Here is a 17,301-nt window from a genome sequence, read left to right as displayed (position 1 = left end):
CTCACATCCCCCGCACCCGCGCTTCGCCCACCTTCCCCAGCATCAGCTCGCTCATCGCCCACACCAGCGCGTCGGCCCGGTCGGGCGATCGCCCCGGCCCGACATAGCCGCCCCCCGCCAGCAACCCGCACATCTCATCCTCCAGTTCGGGGAAGGCCCCGCGATGCGCCACCCGCCCGGCCTCATAGAGAGCCGCCACCGGCTCCGCGCGCGCCACCTTCCCCGGCTCGCATGGACCAGCCGCACCGGCAGCGCCGCCTCCGCCGCGCGCAGCACGCTTTCCACCATCTGCCCGCCATTATTCGCCTCGGCGACGACCCGATCCGCGCCATGCACCATCGCGGCGGCCGCCACCGCGCGCGCCCAGCCTTCGGGCCGCATCCCCGCCACGCTCGCGTCCGCAATCACATAGCCGCGCCCGTCCCCGCCCAGCCCGGCGACGATGATCCCGCACGCATCCCCATCGGCCGAAGCCGGCGGATCGACCGCCACCACCACCCGCGTCAAGGCGCCCGGCACATGGCGCACCCGGCACCCTTCGATCATATCCCGCGTCCACAGCGCGCCCTGCGCCTCCGCGATCATCTCGCCGTCCAGTTCCTGCCGACCCAGCCGCGTGCCGCCATAGCGCGCCGCCATCGCCTCAACGAAGCCGGGCGCCAGATTGGCCGCATTGTCCGCCGTCCGCCCCCGCGTCATCGCCACATCCTCGCCAAGGCGCGCCATCAGCCCCCGCACCAGAGGCACCGGCCGCGGCGTCGTCGTCGCCAGCACGCGCGGCGCATCCCCCAGCCGCATCCCCATCATCAGATTGTCCCACGCCGCCTGCCCGCCCGCCCATTTGGCGATCTCGTCGGCCCAGCCATGGCTGAACTGCGGCCCGCGCAAACTCTCCGGCTCGGCCGCGCCGAACAGCTGCGCCTGCGCGCCATTGGGCCAGCGCAGCCGCCGCAGCGCCGGCGCATAGTCCGGCCGCGCCCACCATGGCGCAATGCTCAGCAGCCCGCTCTCCCCCTCCACCATCACGCTGCGCGCCTCGCCCAGCGTCGCGCCGACCAGCGCGATCCGCGCCGCCGGGTTCGCCTCCGCAATGCCCCGCACCCATTCCGCCCCGGCGCGCGTCTTGCCAAATCCGCGCCCCGCCAGCATCAGCCAGATGCGCCAGTCGCCCGGCGGCGGCAATTGCCCCGCCCGCGCGGTAAAATCCCATCGCCATGCCAGATATTCGGCCGCCGCTCCGGCCTTGCCCGCATGCAGCCGCGCCTGGAACGCCGCCTCCGCGCCGTCCAGCCATTCCCGATCAGACCGCTCCATCGCCCTCCCCCGGAACATTTCGCCTGCCTTGCCCGCAAAACAAAAAGGCCGCCCAACAGGCGGCCTTCCCCAAAATCCCGATGCGCTCCGCGCCTCTGCGCCGCCCTCCTACTTCCGCGGCGCCATCCCGCCAAAAGTGACGATGCTTTCCGCCCCGTCCTTGCCCACCGCCGCCACGCCGATGAAATGATCGTCCACGACCACATCTTTGAGCACGACCTGCGTCCCGCCGGTCACGACCCGGCTGTCGGTCCAGTCCTGCGCATCGGCCCGCCGCCAATAGACCTTATAGGCCGCCGCCCCGGCACGGCGTCCCAGAACACCCGCGTATCCATCGATAGCGCCCCGTCCAGCGACACCGTGGCCGGCGCGGCCGGCGCATCTGCCAGCACGCGCAGCGTCGCAATATTCAGCGCCGTCACCTTCGCCAGATAGGGAAAGTCCATCCCCTCGACCGTATCGCCATAGACGCGGCCATTTTCGGTCCGCAGATCCTGATGCTGCCGGTCATAATTTTCGATCCCCACCGAAAAGCGCACCGCCGGAAAGCCCAGCTCCAGAAAGGGCGAATGATCGCCCCCGCGCCCGAAACGGTCCAGCCGCCGCACCGCAAACACATCCAGCCCGATCTGCGGATTGGCCTCCGCAATCCCGTCGACCTTCTTGGCCAGCGCGCGCGAAGGCCCGTCATCCTCGCCGCCGATCGCCCGGCGCGTCAGATTGGCCTTGGCGTCCTCGGCGAAGCGAATGCCTTCGGAAAAGACCCGCACCCGGTCCGCCACCACATGGCCATTCTGCCCGACCGTGTTGCCGACAATGTCATTGTTCAGCATCGCCCGCACCTGCCAGCCGCGCGCCCTGGCCGTGCTGGCAAGCAGTTTCGCGCCCCAAAGCCCCTGCTCCTCACCCGACAGCAGCGCATAGACGATCGTCCCGTCGAACTTTTCCCCCGCCAGCACCCGCGCCGCCTCGATCACCAGCGCCGTGCCGGACGCATTGTCATTCGCGCCCGGCGCATCGTCCTTGATATTCATCACATCGGTCACGCGGCTGTCGATATGCCCCGCGACGATCACCACCTGGCTTGGATCACCCGTCCCCTTCTGGATCGCCAGCACGTCGGCCACCTCGACCCCGTCGGGCGCGCGCGGCCCGGTAAAGCGATCCGCGATCGTCTCGATCGTCAGGCACCCGCCACAGCCCCTGGAAATCCGGCCGAACTCCTCCGCGCCCCACCGCCGCGCCGCGCCGATCCCGCGCTTGGGGTCGGTCGCCGAAGACAAGGTGTGCCGCGTGCCAAAGCTGACCAGTTTCTCCACCGTCCCCTTCATCCGCGCGGGATCGGGCGCTTTCGCTTCGGCAAAGGCGGGCGTCACGGCGGACAGGGAAAGCGCACCGGCGCTGGCGATCAGGATGATGGTCTTCATGACTCCCCTGCATATCGCCTGTTGCACGCCTGTAAACCACCGCATCGCCAACCCCATCACCGTCCCGCCCCGAAACAGCCGCCCCAAATAAAGCGCAAGATCAATCAAATATTTACCGGCCAACGACTAGCGGTCCATTTGCATGAACGCATCCGGTTCTGGGGCGAACCGCTACTATTGGGGGAAAACTTATGTACAAAATGACGGCAGCCGCCATCGCGCTGGCCCTTGCGACACCTGCTCTTGCCGAAACCCTGACCGTCGACAGCGTCATCGCGCTGGCCAGCGCAGGGATTGGCGACGAAGCCGTGATCGCCAAGATCAAGAGTTCCGGCACGAAGTTCGACCTCTCGACCGATCAGATGCTGGCGCTCAAGAGCAAAGGCGTCTCCGGGCCGATCATCGCCGCCATGCTCAGCAACGCGCCGGCCGCCGCAGCGCCGGCCATGTCGATGGATTCTCCCGACCCGCTCGTGCCGCATCCGACCGGCGTCTATCTCCTGTCCTATATGGGGTCCGGCGCGCGCATGCAGCGGATCGACCCTACCGCCACCAATCAAGCCAAGACCGGCGGTATTTTCGGCTATGCGCTGACCGGCGGCATCGCCTCCATGAGCATCAAGGCCGCAATCCAGAACGAAACCGCCCGCGTGCATGCCCAACCCGGCAAGCCCAGCTTCTATTTCTTCTTCGATGAATCCAACCCGGAAACCGCCCGACTGTCGACCTCCTGGTCGTCCGGCAATGCCGCCACCGTCTCCTCTCCCTCTGAGTTCACGCTGATCCGGCTCATGAAAAAGGACGGCCGCCGCGAAGCCCGCGTCGGCAGCGCCAATATCGGCGGAGCCAAGACCGGCGTCATGGACAAGGACCGGATCGCCTTCGACTATGAAATGGTCCGCCCCGGCGTCTTCCGCGTCACACCCACGGCGGACCTCCCTGCCGGCGAATATGGCTTCATCTATGCGCTCACTCCCGGCGGATCATCCGGCGCCATGACCGCCCGCATCTTCGACTTTTCGATCTGACGGCCCAGCCCGCACTCGAAATCCGCGCCACCCACTAACCTTCAAAGCCCTCTCCCGTTCTTCACGGGAGAGGGTTGGGTGAGGGTCTTCTTACTCGATCAGCACCAGACGGATGGCTTCCATCACCCCGTCAAAATTCTCGATCGCCTCATGATTCCAAATGCGTAACAGCCGATAGCCTTTGGCCTGTAGCCATGCTGATCGCGCCGCATCCTTACCTTCGTCATGCTGGCCACCATCAAGTTCGATGATCAGCCGCCGTTCTATGCATAAAAAGTCAACGACAAACGGTCCAATCGTTGCCTGACGTCGGAACTTAAAGCCATCCAATTGACGATTGCGCAGGGCGGCCCAGAATTTCTGCTCCACGTCCGTAGCATCCCGGCGCAGTTGTGCGGCATACGGATTGATCTGTCGCCGAACGGGAAGCATCAATTTACCGTACAGGAAGAAAGCCCCTCACCCAACCCTCTCCCGTAAAGACGGGAGAGGGCAAAAGCGGGATGCCGGGTCAAGCCCGGCATGACGAAAGAAAGAAGCTCGCCAGCACAATCCCTCTCCCACCGGGAGAGGGAGGGAGCCGTGCGAAGCGCGGCGGAAGGGTGAGGGGCTGCGCAGCCGGTACGTTGGAAGATTTACGACCATTTTGCGCCATCCACATCTCGAAAATTGTTCCCGATTGTGGACATCCAGTACGCATGGCATTGATAAGCTATGACCAAAAATGATCGTCTCTGGAATCGATATTGGAGTATCCGCGACAATCACAAAACTGGCTATGCTATGCCTATAATCTGGCACCTTGCCTTTCAGCGCGATCCATTAGCGATGACGGAACTTGGCAGCACATTTGACAAGGCCGGCAGCATTGCCAATCCCTTTAGCCAAGCTGGCCTTGCCTATCGAGCATTTCGTCGTGGTCACCTAACCGCCGCGCAGCATCTTGCCATGAACGCATTCAATGGACGTGATCTTCACGGATATCGGTATTGGCTGGCACGTGCTGCCAAGCTTGGACACGTTGACGCCGCTCGCGAGTTGAAGCGATTTGAACTTCGATTGCCCCATAAAAATGCGGCCCTCATAGGGCGCAGACGCCCTTATCGCCCGTGTGATTTCGCATAAGCCGCCATTCCCCTAATCACCCCTATCTCACCATCCCCTCACTCCCCCGCGCCGTCCGTTCCCGCCGGATGATCCGCATCATTTCATCGGACTGCGCGATCGCTTCGGGGCTGTCGGGGCGTTGTGCGGCGCTCTGCGCGGCGGCGCGCGCCTCGCGATAGGCCATCACCCCCTCGCGATGCAGGGTCAGCAGCCGCAGCGCGATCGTCAGGTCGCGACTGCGCTTCACCTTGCGCGTCTTCATCCGCATCGCCGGCGCCCCGGCATCCACCACGGCCTCCGACGCCTCACCCGCGCCCGCCCCGTCACCCGCGCCCGCAGCCTCCACCGCCCCGCCCCGATCCTGCGCCTTCACGGCTTCATACACCATCTCCTCCACCTCATTGCCGAACCGCACGGCGCGCATCGCCATCAGCTCGATTTCCTCATAGCCGATGGATTTCGCCTCCATCCATGCATGGGCAAAGGCGGCATCCTTCGACAGTCGGCGATAGACGCTGGCCCGGCACAGGCCCGAAGCGCGCGCCGCCTCGCTCGTATTGCAGGTCAGGGCCAGGGTCGCCAAAAACCGTTGTTCCTTCTCCCCCGTCCAGCCATCACTGCGCGCCGAGGCCAACTGCACGCACACATCGTCCTTCGCACCCGCCTGCGCGCCCGCCCGCTTGCCGCCGCCCCGCTGCCCGCCGATCCGCAGGCCGATCGCTTGCCGGCGCATCACCAGCTTGCGCGTCACAACCGCCTGCGCCGGCGGCGTTTCCTTGGGAATCCGGGCGCTCTTGCGCCCCGCCCGCTTTGCCGATCGCCCCCGCTTCGCCATATCCCGCTCCCTCCCGCCGGCGCACGGCACAACAAAAGGGCCGGCCCAAAACTGGACCAGCCCTTTGCACCGCCATGCCGGCGACTCACATTTTCCCAACATCCACATTCCTGCCAGAACAGCGTGACGCTGTCAAGCAAAAATCACCATATGGGTTATTTACGCCAGCATCGGCGCCACCATCGGCCATTCCGCCGCCATCGCCGCCGCCACGCTCGGCCGCGCCTTCACCCGCTCCAGCCAGGCCACCGTGCGCGGCCAGCGATCCGCGCCCAGCCCCGCCGAAACATAGCCGACATTGATCAGCGGACAGCCCACCGCCAGATCGGCCAGCGTAAAGCGATCCGCCACCAGCCAGTCCTTGTTGACCAGCACGGACTCCAGGTAATCGTGGATTTTCGGCATTTCTTCCGCCTCGGCCAGGTCCGCCGCCGCCAGATTCGGCTCGCGCTTCAGCCTTTTCGCCACCGCCCGGTTGAAGAAGATCTTCTGCCCCGCCGCCTGCACGATCGTATCGCCAAATTCCTCATACCATATGGTGCGCGCGCGCTCCTTCGGCGCCGCCGGGATCATCTCCTCGCCGGGCTTCAGGGCATCCATATAGGTGACAATCGCGGTCGAATCGCATAGCAGGAAATCGCCATCCTCCAGCGCGGGTATCTTGCCGAACGGCGACCCTTTCAGATAGCCCTCCGCCCCGCGCCCAAAGCCTGCCGGCTCCACCGTCACGTCTATGCCCTTCTCGGCGGCAAAGACGACGACCTTGCGCACAAATGGCGACGGCCGCGCCCCATGAATGATCATGCCGTTCCTCCTCTTACATGGTCGGATGGCCGCACCATCGCAGGCCAGTGGCGGATTGCAACCCGCAAGGTCACTCCCGCCCATCTTCCCCGCCGGGCAATCCCCCATCCGCTCGCCGATGATCGTCCACCGCCGCCTGTCGGGCTGCACCTGATAGCCCGGATCGGGCGCCATAGGCTCCTGCCGCCCCTCGAAATTCAGCTTGATATGGTCCGGCCCATAATCCCCCGTCACGGTCACGCTCTGTCGCGCCGGTTTGGATGTCTTGGGCTTGCCCGTCACCATATGGCCGCCATTGCAACTCTGCGTCGCGCGCAACCGGCCCTCGCCCATGTCGATTTTCAGCGCCCCGCACCGCGTTCCGCCCGCCGCTTCGGACCGGCCTTCCCCCACCAGCAGCCGGGCAAAGGCCGCCACATCGCTGTCGGGCAGGCAGAAGCGCCATTCCTTCTCCGTCCCCTGCGGCCGCATCTCGTCCCAGTCGAGCGGGCGGCCGAAATGATAGGATCGGCTGATCGCCACGCGCCATTGCCCGCGCGCCAGCACCGCATCGTCCCGCCGCCCCTCCACGATGATCGGCGCATCCTCCGCGCGCTCCTGCGCCAGCACCGGGGCGGACGCCGCGCCCGCCAGCACGCCCATCACCGCCATATGCCAGTCCCGTCGCGCCATGCCATTCCCCGCCGCTGCCTTGGATTCGGATGCCTTTATTTCGTCCCGTTCATTTCGAGCGCAGTCGAGAAACCCGGCAGCGCCGCATTCAGCGAAGTACACGTAAACTTCGACATCAATCCAATAGCCCTCCACATTTCGTAGAAATTATACCAAATCAGCCATCATTCAACCCCAACCGCCAGAAACGGCGTCACCACCCCCATCACCCGCGCCACCGTCTCCGCTTTCTCGCCCACCAGCGCGACATAGTCGATCACCGCCCGCGCCGCCTCCACGCCCGCGCCCCGCGCGATCGTCCAGGCCGCCAGATAATGCGCCGCCATGCATCCGCCCGCCGTCGCCACATTGCCGCGCGCGTGGAAAGGCGCGTCCACGACCCGCGCGCCTGTCTCCATCACCCAGGGCTTGCTCGTCACATCGGTGCACACCGGCGCATCGCCCAGCAGCCCCAGCGTCGCCAGCACCAGCGCGCCCGAACATTGCGCCCCGATAATCTGCCGGCGGGGTCCAGCCTTATGCGCGCCATCAGTTTCGTATCCGAAACGATTTCCCGCGTCCGCACCCCGCTCCCCACCAGAACAGCGTCCGCTTGTTCAAGAAATTCAATGTCTTGTTGTGTCTCAACCCGCACGCCATTCATCGACGTCACCGTCTTTCCCGGCCCGCACAAATCCGCCCGCCATCCCGGCACGCGATTGAGCAGCGCCAGCGCCACGAAACTGTCCAGTTCGTTGAATCCGTCGCATGTCAGCACCGCAATCCGCATCGTCCCGTCTCCCTGATCGATGCGCTGCGTCTATCCTGCCGGACCCCGCCCCGCGCGATCCGCTCCCGTCGGATTGGCTATTCCCCGATGCCCGGCCCGGCCCCGGCCGGAACCATCGTGCGGGTATAATCGATGCGGATGCGCACCCAACTGCCCACCATCACCTTGCCATTCACCCGCGGCGGCAGCACCAGAAACTGCCACGCCGCCAGCCGCACCGCCTTGGCAAAGCCCGATCCCAGCGGCGATTCCCCCAAAATCTGGCAATTTTCGACATGATAATGGTCGACCGTCTTGCACGCCACCAGACCATAACCCTGCGGCGGGGCATTGCCCGGCAGATAGGTCGACAATTCGGCATGGGTCGGCCGCCGATACCATTCCGCCTCGAACAATTGCACCCCGCCCGGCCCTTCGCCCGGCCCCTGCACCATGGCGCTGTCGCCCTTGCCCTGTCCCGCGCCCTGCGTCCCCTTGGGCATGCTGCCAATGTCGGCCGACGCCATCTGCTCGCGATTGAGCGTCAGGAAGGGGAATGGGGATGGTGGCTGTTCGGCGGGCTTTTCCACCGGGATGGGCGGCCGCACCACCGGGTCGGCCTGTTTCTGCGGCTGCGCCTTGTCCTGCTCGCGCTTCTGCGTCTTTTCCGCCTTGGCCTGTTGCTGGTCGTTCTTGGGGCCGGTTTCGACGTCGAACGTCACCGCCATCCGGTCATCCTGCTTGGGCGGATCAAATGTCGGCGACAGGGTGAACAGCGCCAGCAGCAACAACAGATTGAGGACCAACGCAAAGACGATGCCGCCTGCGCGCTGCCGCACCTTTGGCCATGGAATAGGGGGAATGTTCAAGATGCGGCGACCGGACAGGACTATCGGGATGGGGTCATGCCCAGACGGCGCGGAACAATCAAGCCCGTCGGCGGGCGAAGCTTAAAGCCTTCGCACCCGCAAAAGCGCTGGCTAGCAGAACCCAGTTCGTCTACGGGCAGGTCGAGTTTCCGTTCAGGCCGAGGCGAAAATGGTGATTTTTGAGAACCGGCGCGGAGCGTGCTTAAAGCACGTGAGCACCGGAAGCGCAGAAAAGCGCCATTTGCAGCCCGGCCTGGGCGGAAAGACGACCTGACCGCGATGCTTACGAAGCTCTATCAATGGACGCTGGCCAAGGCCGCCCATCGCCACGCCGAACGGTGGCTCTTTGCCATCAGTTTCATGGAATCGAGTTTCTTCCCGATCCCGCCCCACCCGCTGCTGGGCCTGATGTGCCTCGCCCGCCCGGAAAAGGCGATCCGCTTCGGCTTCATCTGCACCCTCGCCTCGGTGCTGGGCGGGCTGCTGGGCTATGGCATCGGCCATTTCCTCTATGAAGCGGTCGGGCATCAAATCCTCGCCGCGCTCGGCCTTACCGCCAAATTCCCGGTCGCGGCCTGCTATCTGCGCGATTACGGGGCGGAAATCATCCTGATCAAGGGCGCAACGCCCATCCCGTTCAAGCTCATCACCATCACGGCGGGCTTTATCGGCCTGTCGCTCTTCACCTTCCTCTGGGCCAGCATCCTCTCCCGCGCGTTCCAGTTCATGCTGGTGGGCTTCCTCTTTTGGAAATTCGGCCGCCCCATCAAAGCCTTCATCGAGAAATATCTCGCCCTCCTCTCCGCTGCTTTTCTGGTGCTGCTGGTCGGCGGCTTCCTCGCCGCCTCGATGCTGACCGGCGGCGGGCACAAGGACGACAAATGCAGCCACGCCACCATGGCGACCATCGGTTCGGCCGGCCGCTGACGTGCTAAAACAGGCTTTCGTCCGCTATCCCGGGGGGGCGGCGTTGCTGGCCGGTCTGCTGTCAGCGACTGGCTTTGCGCCGCTCAATCTCTGGCCGGTGACGCTCGCCTGCCTGATCGCGCTGATCCAGATTGTCGAAACCGCGCCCGACCGCCGCGCCGCCTTCACCCGCGGCTGGCTGTTCGGCGTCGGCCATTTCACTTGCGGCCTCAACTGGATCGCCCACGCCTTCACCTTTCAGGACTCGATGCCACACTGGTTCGGCTATGGCGCGGTCGTGCTCCTGTCCCTCTACCTCGCCGTCTATCCGGGCCTGGCGACGCTCTGCGCCTGGCGGGCCGACAAACTCCTCTCCTCCTGGCTAGGCAAGGGCCGGGCAGACGAACGGCGCGAGCCTCTATCCTTCATCCTCCTCTTCGCCGCCCTGTGGATCGCCACCGAATATCTGCGCGCCACCCTCTTCACCGGCTTCGCCTGGAACCCGCTCGGCGTCATCCTGATCGCCCCGCACGCTGCGATCGGCGCAACCCTCATCGGCACCTATGGCCTTGGCGCCATCATGATCCTGACCGCCGGCGGCCTGCTGCTCGCCCTGCGCCGACAGTTTCGCCCCGCCGCCGCTCTGCTGCTGCCCTTCTTCGCCTTCTCTCTCTGGGGCCTGCTCGCCCCCGGCCCCGCCGCCCCTCCCGGCGCGCCGCGCATCCGCATCGTCCAGCCCAATATCGGCCAGGACGAAAAATATTCGGTCGAGGCGGAATATCGCAACTTCCGCAAGCTCTCGACCCTCTCCGGCCAGCCCCGTCCCGCCCCACGCCTCATTTTCTGGCCCGAAGCGGCGATCCCCGCCTATCTCGATATGGAGCCTGACTGGCGCGGCCGCCTCGCCAGCCTGCTGGGTCCGGGCGACCTGCTGCTGACCGGCGGGGACAAGATCTATTTCAAGCCGGTCGAGGAGAATGGCGCGCTCGTCAACAAACTCTCCGGCGCCAATAACAGCGTCTGGATCGTCACCCCGGCCGCCACCATCGCCGGCCGCTATTCCAAGGCGCATCTGGTGCCCTATGGCGAATATCTGCCGATGCGCAGCATCCTCGAACCCATCGGCCTGTCCCGCCTTGTGCCCGGAGACGCCGATTTCTGGCCCGGCCCCGGCCCGCAAAGCCTGACGCTGCCCGCCACGACCGGCCGCCCCGCGCTCAAAATGGGCATCCAGATCTGCTACGAGATCATCTTCTCCGGACAGGTGATCGACGCGCACAACCGCCCCGACTTCCTCTTCAACCCGTCCAATGACGCCTGGTTCGGCAGTTGGGGTCCGGTCCAGCATCTCGCCCAAGCCCGCCTGCGCGCGCTGGAGGAGGGCATCCCCATCATCCGCTCCACCCCCACTGGCGTCTCGGCGATCATCGACGCGCGCGGTCAGGTCGTCCACGCCCTCGGCCTCAACCGCGCCGGCTTCCTCGATTCCGGCCTGCCGCCCGCGCTACCGCCCACGCTGTTCGCGCGGCTCGGCAACTGGGCGCCTTTCGCCCTGATGCTCCTGCTTCTCGGCGCAGCCCTTGCCTTGCGCCGAGGCAAAAGCTAATAACCACATAAAGTTTTCTTTATATCCATAACTCGCAAAGCGTCTTACGGGAGTCTCATGCGTAACCAATTCCTCTTCACGTCGGAATCCGTTTCCGAAGGCCACCCCGACAAGGTCGCGGACCAGATTTCCGACTCGATCGTCGACCTCTTCCTGTCGAAAGACCCCGAAGCCCGCATTGCCTGCGAAACCCTGACCACGACCCAACTGGTCGTCCTGGCCGGCGAAATCCGCTGCAAGGGCGTCTATGAAAATGGCGAGTGGGCGCCCGGCGCCAAGGAGGAGATCGAAGCGACCGTCCGCGCCACCGTGAAGCGCATCGGCTATGAGCAGGATGGTTTCCACTGGGAGACGTTCCGCTTCGAAAACAACCTGCACGGCCAGTCCGCCCACATCGCGCAGGGCGTCGATGAAAGCGGCAACAAGGATGAAGGCGCCGGCGATCAGGGCATCATGTTCGGCTATGCGTCGGACGAAACCCCTGACCTCATGCCCGCCACCCTCTATTATTCGCACAAGATCCTGGAACGCATGGCGGACGACCGCCACAACAAGGTCGTGCCCTTCCTGGAGCCTGACGCCAAGAGCCAAGTGACGCTGGAATATATCGACGAAAAGCCGGTCCGCGCGACCGCCCTCGTCGTCTCGACCCAGCATGCCGCCGGCATGGACAATGACGACAGCCGCGCCGAACTGCGCGCCTATGTCAAGGGCGTGATGGCCGACGTCCTGCCCGAAGGCTGGCTGCCCGGCGACGAAAGCATCTACGTCAACCCGACCGGCCTGTTCGAAATCGGCGGCCCGGACGGCGACGCCGGCCTCACCGGCCGCAAGATCATCGTCGACACCTATGGCGGCGCCTCGCCCCATGGCGGCGGCGCGTTCAGCGGCAAGGATCCGACCAAGGTCGACCGTTCGGCCGCCTATATCACCCGCTATCTCGCGAAGAACATCGTCGCCGCCGGCCTCGCCCGCCGCTGCACGATCCAGTTGAGCTACGCCATCGGTGTTGCCGAGCCGCTCTCGCTCTATGTCGACCTGCACGGCACCGGCACGGTAGAGGCTTCGGCGATCGAAGCGGTCCTGCCGACCCTCGTTCGCCTGACGCCCAAGGGCATCCGCACCCATCTGGGCCTCAACAAGCCGATCTACCAGAAGACCGCCGCCTACGGCCATTTCGGCCGCACCCCCGACGGCGATTACTTCCCCTGGGAAAAGACCGACTTGGTCGACGCCCTGAAGGCCGCCGTAGCCTGACCTATTCCCCTCCCGCTTGCGGGAGGGGTAGCGAGACTTGCGCGCGCAGCGCGTTAGCCGCAGCGGGATGGGCACCGACCCATCGACATAAAAGGGCGCCGGAGCATCGCTTCGGCGCTTTTTTTTCTGTCCATAACATGACGAAAAGTTAACTGGGAAACCGCTCCTCTCCGGCGCATACAGCCCTTGTCGGGCTCGCACCCCTGTCGAGCCCGGCACCCCTCTCCCCAAAGAGGCACCCAATGACCAAGATGGTTGCCACGGCTCTCCTCACCCTTGCCCTGACCCTCGGCAGCGCCGCTCCTGCGTCTGCCGCCCCATGCAAGGATGCGAAGGGCAAATTCGTCAAATGTCCGCCCAAGGCGCCCGTCAAAAAGGCGCCCTGCAAGGATGCAAAGGGTCGTTTCACCCAGTGCAAATGACCTGAAGACGATTGTGGCGGCAGACAGCTTTCAGCTCCCCTCCTGCCGAAATTCGACGACGTTTCTCCTCAGCGCCGATCGATCAGCCACTTATCATTCTGCCCCTTCCCGTCACCCCGACTGCACCGAAGGGAACCGGGAAGGGGCAGCTTCTCTTTGCCTGCCCCGCCCCATCATCGCCGCCGCTTGCTCCCGCCGCCCCGGCCCGCTATCGGCGCGGCCATGACAGCGCATAAATCCGGCGATCCCACGACCCTCAACCGCCTCTATGGCCGCCAGTCGGGGCCAAAGCTCCGCAAGGGCCAGCAGGAACTGGTCGACACGCTCCTGCCCGCCATCTCCGTGCCGGAAGAAGGCGAAGTGACCGCCGCCAATCTTTTCGGCTATGATCGGCCCCTCCACTTCGAAATCGGCTTCGGCGGCGGCGAGCATATGGCGTATCGCGCCGACATGCTGCCCGACCATGGCTTCATCGGCTGCGAACCTTTTCTGAACGGCGTCGTCCAGGCGCTGGGCCATGTGCGCGATGGCGCGCTCGGCAATGTCCGCCTCCACATGGGCGACGCGCTTCAGGTGCTCTCGCGCATTCCCGACGGCGCGCTCAGCTTCGTCTATCTGCTTCACCCCGATCCCTGGCCAAAGGCGCGCCACGCCAAGCGGCGCATGATGAACCCCGGCCCGGTCGACATGATCGCGCGCAAACTGAAGCCCGGCGGCGAATTTCGCTTCGGCACCGATCATCCCATCTATCTGCGCTGGGCGCTGATGGTGATGAACGGCCATCCCGATTTCGACTGGCTGGCCAGCGACCCCAAGGATTTCCAGAACCGCCCCGGCGGCTGGCCCGAAACCCGCTATGAGGCCAAGGCCCGCAGCATCGGCCATGAAGTCTGGTATTTCCGCTACCGCCGCAAGGACGCGTGAAGGCGCATATCTGTCGCCCAATGAAAAAGGCCCGGTCCCATCGATGGAGCCGGGCCTTTTCCCGTTTTACAGCGCCTGCTGTTCGGAATTGAGGTTGCGCTTCGCCGGCCCCCTCGCTTCGTCCGCAGCAGCCGCTCCGGTCAGGCTTGCCGGCACCTCCACAAAAGGCAGGCCCAGCGTCTGGCTGGTCATGCGGCGGATCTGGTTGGTCAGCGCCGCACTGCTGTTGAGCTTCTGGCCATAGGACGGCACCATAACCGCCACCTTCGGCTTCCAGCTGGTCGCCATCTGCTGCGGGAAGGCGCGCCGCATGACTTCCAGCATGATCGCCGGCGATGTCGAAGCGCCCGGCGAGGCGCCCAGCAATGCGGCGATGCTGGCATTCTTGTCGGTCACGATTTCCGTGCCGAACTGAAGCACCGTGCCCTTTTTGGGATCATATTTGATCACCTGCACCCGCTGGCCGGCGGTAATCAGTTTCCAGTCGCCCCGTTTGGCATTGGGATAATATTTGACCAGTTCGGCCTGACGCTGCGCATCGGTCAGCGTCGCCTGCTGCGCCAGATAGCGGACCAGATCCAGATTCTCCGCGCCGACCTTCAGCATGCCGCCGACATTATTCTTGTAGACGGATGCGAACAGATCGAGCGCAGAGCCATTTTTCAGGAACTTCGTGCTCTGCAATGCGAACGGGCCGAACAATGTCACCGACTTGCCGTCCAGCTTGCGCGCGTCGAGATGCGGCACCGACATGGGCGGCGATCCCGCCTCGGCCTTGCCATAGACCTTCACATTGTGGCGGCTGGTGGCGGCTGGCCCTTCAAACGCCAGAAACTGGCCGCCGACCGGGAAGCCCGCATAATCCTTCGATTCCGGGATGCCCGACATCTGCAACAATTTCAGCGACGCGCCACCCGCGCCGATGAACACGAACTTCGCCTTAACCACGCTGTCGCTGTTCTTCTTCAGGTCATGGACGGTGACATTCCATGTCTTGTCCGCATTCTGGTGCAGACCGCGCACTTCATGGCCCAGCGCCAGATTGAAATTGGGGTTGCGGGTCAGCGCCTGCGTCAACCGGGTCGTGATGACGCCGAAATTGACGTCCGTGCCGATCGGCATGAAGGTTGCCGCCACCTTCTGCCTGGGATCGCGGCCTTCCATCACCAGCGGCGCCCAGCGGCGGATCTGCGCCGGGTCCTGCGAATATTCCATGCCGTAAAAGAGTGGGTTCTGGACCAGCGCATCGCGGCGCTTGTGCAGATAGGCGATGTTCTCGTCCCCCCAGACAAAGCTCATATGCGGCGTCGCATTGATGAAGTCGGTCGGCCTGGGCAGACGCCCCTCGCGCACTTCATGCGACCAGAACTGACGGGAAATCTCGAACTGCTCGGCGATGTCGACGGCCTTTTCGGTCGCGATCGATCCATCGTCCTTTTCCGGCGTATAGTTCAGCTCGGCAAAGCCCGAATGGCCGGTGCCCGCATTGTTCCAGCCATTGGAGCTTTCCTGCGCAACCTTGTCCATCCGCTCATAGATGTCGATCCGCCAGTCCGGCTCCATTTCCTGGAGATAGGTGGCCAGCGTCACGCCCATGATGCCGCCGCCGATCACCAGCACATCGACCGGCTTGTCATTGGCGGCGGCCTTCCCCTCAGGCGAAGCCATGGGACGGAACAGGAATGCGGTGGCCGCGATCGCCAGGATCAGCAGGAAAATGGCAAGGCCGAAAAGGATTTTCTTGAACAAAGGCCGGCGGGGCGATGCCGCCGGACTGGGGGAGGATGTCATGAAAGGAGGTTCCAAATCTGGGGAGAATGGGGGACAGGGCGGCAGGACGCCCGCTCGCAATGCGTCTTGGTCAGGTCATGCGCACCACCCCATTCCCCTTCAGAACCGAAAGCTCAGCCAGCCGGCCAGATAGTCGCTGTTGCCATAGCCCGCCCGGCTCAGCACTGGCCCCGCATCCAGATGTTCATAGCGCCCGGTAAAGGACAGGCGCGGCGTGATCGACCAGATGATCTGCGCACGGATCGATTCGCCGATCTTGTGGCCGGGCACCGATTGCGTGCCGGCGAAGATCGATTTGTTGGCGCGATAGACCGCATCATTTTCATCCGCGCGCCAGGCGAACTGATATTCCATCGTCGCCTTCACCCCCTTGAGCGGCGACAGGGTCAGGCTGGGCGCCAGCGTCTTCAGGTTGGTCGGCGTCATGCAGAGCTGATAGCTGTAATAGATATTATTGCCGAAGGGGGCATAGGCGGCCTTGAGCGTGCCGCCTTCGAATGTGCCTCCACCGCTGGCATAATCGGCATGAAACCCGATGCGCGGAGCCATGGGCAGATGTCCGGGCAACTTGTAGCTTTGCTGGAAGAAGAACTGCCAGGCGTTGATAGTGCGGCCATCAAAGTCGCCAAACTGGTGATTGACGGTCCAGTCGAGATTGACCGGGCCAACCTCCCCCCACAGGCGCGCGCCGGCGTAGAAACGCTCCACCCGACCCGAAACGCCGCCCCACAGCGCATCGCTGGTGCGCAATCGCCAGAAAAAGGGATCGAGATAGAGTTCCGAGCCACCCAGCGCCCTTTCGGGCAGGCGGATGCCAGCGGTGAGCCCCGAAAAGCGCCGCCCCTGCTCCACCCGGTCATCGCCAGCGCCGCCATTGCCCAGCGCGGTCGGCTTGAAATCAAAGGCGTCGATGCGCAGCCTTCCGGTCCGCGCCCAGGCGCGCACGCCATTCAGCGCATAGCGGATGGTGTTATTGTCGCGCTGCGACGTCAGCAGATTGGGACCATCGGTAAATTCCTGTCGCCCATAACGCAGGCCCAGATCCATGCCGGCCACGCGCCCCTTCACTTCAGCAAAGGACTGGAGCAGCACCAGATCATTGCGCAGCGATCCTGACGGCGTACCGATATTGTCGCCCGAAATGCCGCCATGGGCGATTTCGCCGAAGAAGCGCAGATGCGGCCCGACATGCAGATCCGCGCCGCCGACCAGCCGGTTGATGTCCTGCCGCTGGCTGCCGGCGTTCCGCAGGTTCAGGTTGGTCGTGTAATTGACCCGCACCCGCGCCTCGCCGCTCAGCGTCAGATAAATGTCGCCATCCGCGTCCAGCGGCAGATATTTCAGGCGATCAAACAGGTCGTCGCGATTGTCGGGATCGGCCTTGCTGCGCCAATCCTCCGCCCAGCGCGACAGGGCATAGCCGCCCGAAACCGATCCCTCGCCGAGGGCATCGGCGGGATAGAGGCTGGCGGGTTCAGCGGGCATGGCGTCCGCCCATGCAGGGCTGGCGATCAGGGTGGCTAGAGCGAAAGCGGAGACGGCGACGGGGCGGCGCGCGGCCGCGCAGGAGAAACGAACCATGGTGGCCGCG

The 17,301-nt window shown here is 64.6% G+C and carries 14 protein-coding genes and 2 pseudogenes; 6 read left to right on the top strand and 10 right to left on the bottom strand.

Features of this window, described 5'->3' with window-relative positions:
* Nucleotide 1: 1 nt before the first annotated feature.
* Nucleotides 2-1,314, bottom strand: a pseudogene (locus ACFOKF_RS06670) (DNA-packaging protein).
* A gap of 108 nt (nucleotides 1,315-1,422) precedes the next feature.
* A pseudogene (locus ACFOKF_RS06665) lies at nucleotides 1,423-2,741 on the bottom strand (M28 family peptidase).
* A 191-nt stretch (nucleotides 2,742-2,932) separates the two neighbouring features.
* Between ACFOKF_RS06665 and ACFOKF_RS06660 the strand changes: the two are divergent.
* A complete protein-coding gene (locus ACFOKF_RS06660; RefSeq protein ID WP_380794209.1) occupies nucleotides 2,933-3,769 on the top strand; it encodes a hypothetical protein in 837 nt (278 codons plus the stop codon).
* A 90-nt stretch (nucleotides 3,770-3,859) separates the two neighbouring features.
* Here the strand turns inward: ACFOKF_RS06660 and ACFOKF_RS06655 are convergent, their stop codons facing one another.
* Entirely contained in the window at nucleotides 3,860-4,138 is a 279-nt protein-coding gene (locus ACFOKF_RS06655; protein ID WP_380794207.1) for an endonuclease domain-containing protein, read from the bottom strand.
* 345 nt (nucleotides 4,139-4,483) lie between these two features.
* On the opposite strand from ACFOKF_RS06655, the gene ACFOKF_RS06650 reads away from it, so the two are divergent.
* Nucleotides 4,484-4,894: a hypothetical protein gene (locus ACFOKF_RS06650; RefSeq protein ID WP_380794204.1), complete on the top strand. Its 411-nt coding sequence runs from the start codon at nucleotides 4,484-4,486 to the stop codon at nucleotides 4,892-4,894.
* 22 nt (nucleotides 4,895-4,916) lie between these two features.
* On the opposite strand, the gene ACFOKF_RS06645 is transcribed toward ACFOKF_RS06650, so the two are convergent.
* The 5 genes from ACFOKF_RS06645 to ACFOKF_RS06625 all read right to left on the bottom strand — a co-directional run bounded on the left by ACFOKF_RS06645 (nucleotide 4,917) and on the right by ACFOKF_RS06625 (nucleotide 8,804).
* Nucleotides 4,917-5,711 carry a hypothetical protein gene (locus tag ACFOKF_RS06645; protein WP_380794202.1) on the bottom strand — a complete coding sequence of 265 codons (795 nt, stop codon included), beginning with the start codon at nucleotides 5,709-5,711 and terminating at the stop codon, nucleotides 4,917-4,919.
* Nucleotides 5,712-5,870: 159 nt separating this feature from the next.
* Entirely contained in the window at nucleotides 5,871-7,187 is a 1,317-nt protein-coding gene (locus ACFOKF_RS06640) for a glutathione S-transferase family protein (protein ID WP_380794200.1), read from the bottom strand.
* Between the two features lie 164 nt (nucleotides 7,188-7,351).
* Nucleotides 7,352-7,654: a hypothetical protein gene (locus ACFOKF_RS06635; RefSeq protein WP_380794197.1), complete on the bottom strand. Its 303-nt coding sequence runs from the start codon at nucleotides 7,652-7,654 to the stop codon at nucleotides 7,352-7,354.
* A complete protein-coding gene (locus ACFOKF_RS06630; protein WP_380794195.1) occupies nucleotides 7,603-7,956 on the bottom strand; it encodes a hypothetical protein in 354 nt (117 codons plus the stop codon). The genes ACFOKF_RS06635 and ACFOKF_RS06630 overlap by 52 nt, the downstream gene beginning before the upstream one ends.
* Nucleotides 7,957-8,033: 77 nt before the next feature.
* A complete protein-coding gene (locus tag ACFOKF_RS06625) occupies nucleotides 8,034-8,804 on the bottom strand; it encodes a hypothetical protein (protein WP_380794193.1) in 771 nt (256 codons plus the stop codon).
* Nucleotides 8,805-9,083: 279 nt separating this feature from the next.
* On the opposite strand from ACFOKF_RS06625, the gene ACFOKF_RS06620 reads away from it, so the two are divergent.
* The 4 genes from ACFOKF_RS06620 to trmB all read left to right on the top strand — a co-directional run bounded on the left by ACFOKF_RS06620 (nucleotide 9,084) and on the right by trmB (nucleotide 13,919).
* On the top strand, nucleotides 9,084-9,731 hold the full coding sequence (locus ACFOKF_RS06620; protein ID WP_380794190.1) for a YqaA family protein: 648 nt from the start codon (nucleotides 9,084-9,086) through the stop codon (nucleotides 9,729-9,731).
* A gap of 1 nt (nucleotide 9,732) precedes the next feature.
* Nucleotides 9,733-11,316, top strand: a complete 1,584-nt coding sequence (gene lnt, locus ACFOKF_RS06615) for an apolipoprotein N-acyltransferase (protein ID WP_380794188.1) — start codon at nucleotides 9,733-9,735, stop codon at nucleotides 11,314-11,316.
* A 57-nt stretch (nucleotides 11,317-11,373) separates the two neighbouring features.
* Complete coding sequence (gene metK, locus ACFOKF_RS06610; RefSeq protein ID WP_298396484.1) at nucleotides 11,374-12,573, top strand: methionine adenosyltransferase; 1,200 nt, start codon at nucleotides 11,374-11,376, stop codon at nucleotides 12,571-12,573.
* A 644-nt stretch (nucleotides 12,574-13,217) separates the two neighbouring features.
* On the top strand, nucleotides 13,218-13,919 hold the full coding sequence (gene trmB / locus ACFOKF_RS06605; protein WP_380794185.1) for a tRNA (guanine(46)-N(7))-methyltransferase TrmB: 702 nt from the start codon (nucleotides 13,218-13,220) through the stop codon (nucleotides 13,917-13,919).
* A 66-nt stretch (nucleotides 13,920-13,985) separates the two neighbouring features.
* Here trmB and mqo read toward each other — a convergent pair whose 3' ends face one another.
* Together mqo and ACFOKF_RS06595 are read right to left on the bottom strand one after the other, a co-directional pair.
* Nucleotides 13,986-15,710: a malate dehydrogenase (quinone) gene (gene mqo / locus ACFOKF_RS06600; RefSeq protein WP_380794182.1), complete on the bottom strand. Its 1,725-nt coding sequence runs from the start codon at nucleotides 15,708-15,710 to the stop codon at nucleotides 13,986-13,988.
* A 99-nt stretch (nucleotides 15,711-15,809) separates the two neighbouring features.
* Complete coding sequence (locus tag ACFOKF_RS06595) at nucleotides 15,810-17,291, bottom strand: alginate export family protein (protein WP_380794179.1); 1,482 nt, start codon at nucleotides 17,289-17,291, stop codon at nucleotides 15,810-15,812.
* Nucleotides 17,292-17,301: the final 10 nt, after the last annotated feature.

This window comes from Sphingobium rhizovicinum (assembly GCF_042647625.1).
Lineage (GTDB): Bacteria > Pseudomonadota > Alphaproteobacteria > Sphingomonadales > Sphingomonadaceae > Sphingobium > Sphingobium rhizovicinum.
This window is presented reverse-complemented; position numbering and strand designations above follow the sequence as displayed.

Coding starts and splice junctions, on each gene's coding strand:
- ACFOKF_RS06660 (WP_380794209.1), top strand. CDS start 2,933: ATGTACAAAATGACGGCAGCCGCCATCGCGCTGGCCCTTGCGACACCT.
- ACFOKF_RS06650 (WP_380794204.1), top strand. CDS start 4,484: ATGACCAAAAATGATCGTCTCTGGAATCGATATTGGAGTATCCGCGAC.
- ACFOKF_RS06645 (WP_380794202.1), bottom strand. CDS start 5,711: ATGGCGAAGCGGGGGCGATCGGCAAAGCGGGCGGGGCGCAAGAGCGCC.
- ACFOKF_RS06640 (WP_380794200.1), bottom strand. CDS start 7,187: ATGGCGCGACGGGACTGGCATATGGCGGTGATGGGCGTGCTGGCGGGC.
- ACFOKF_RS06630 (WP_380794195.1), bottom strand. CDS start 7,956: ATGCGGATTGCGGTGCTGACATGCGACGGATTCAACGAACTGGACAGT.
- ACFOKF_RS06620 (WP_380794190.1), top strand. CDS start 9,084: ATGCTTACGAAGCTCTATCAATGGACGCTGGCCAAGGCCGCCCATCGC.
- metK (WP_298396484.1), top strand. CDS start 11,374: ATGCGTAACCAATTCCTCTTCACGTCGGAATCCGTTTCCGAAGGCCAC.
- trmB (WP_380794185.1), top strand. CDS start 13,218: ATGACAGCGCATAAATCCGGCGATCCCACGACCCTCAACCGCCTCTAT.
- mqo (WP_380794182.1), bottom strand. CDS start 15,710: ATGACATCCTCCCCCAGTCCGGCGGCATCGCCCCGCCGGCCTTTGTTC.
- ACFOKF_RS06595 (WP_380794179.1), bottom strand. CDS start 17,291: ATGGTTCGTTTCTCCTGCGCGGCCGCGCGCCGCCCCGTCGCCGTCTCC.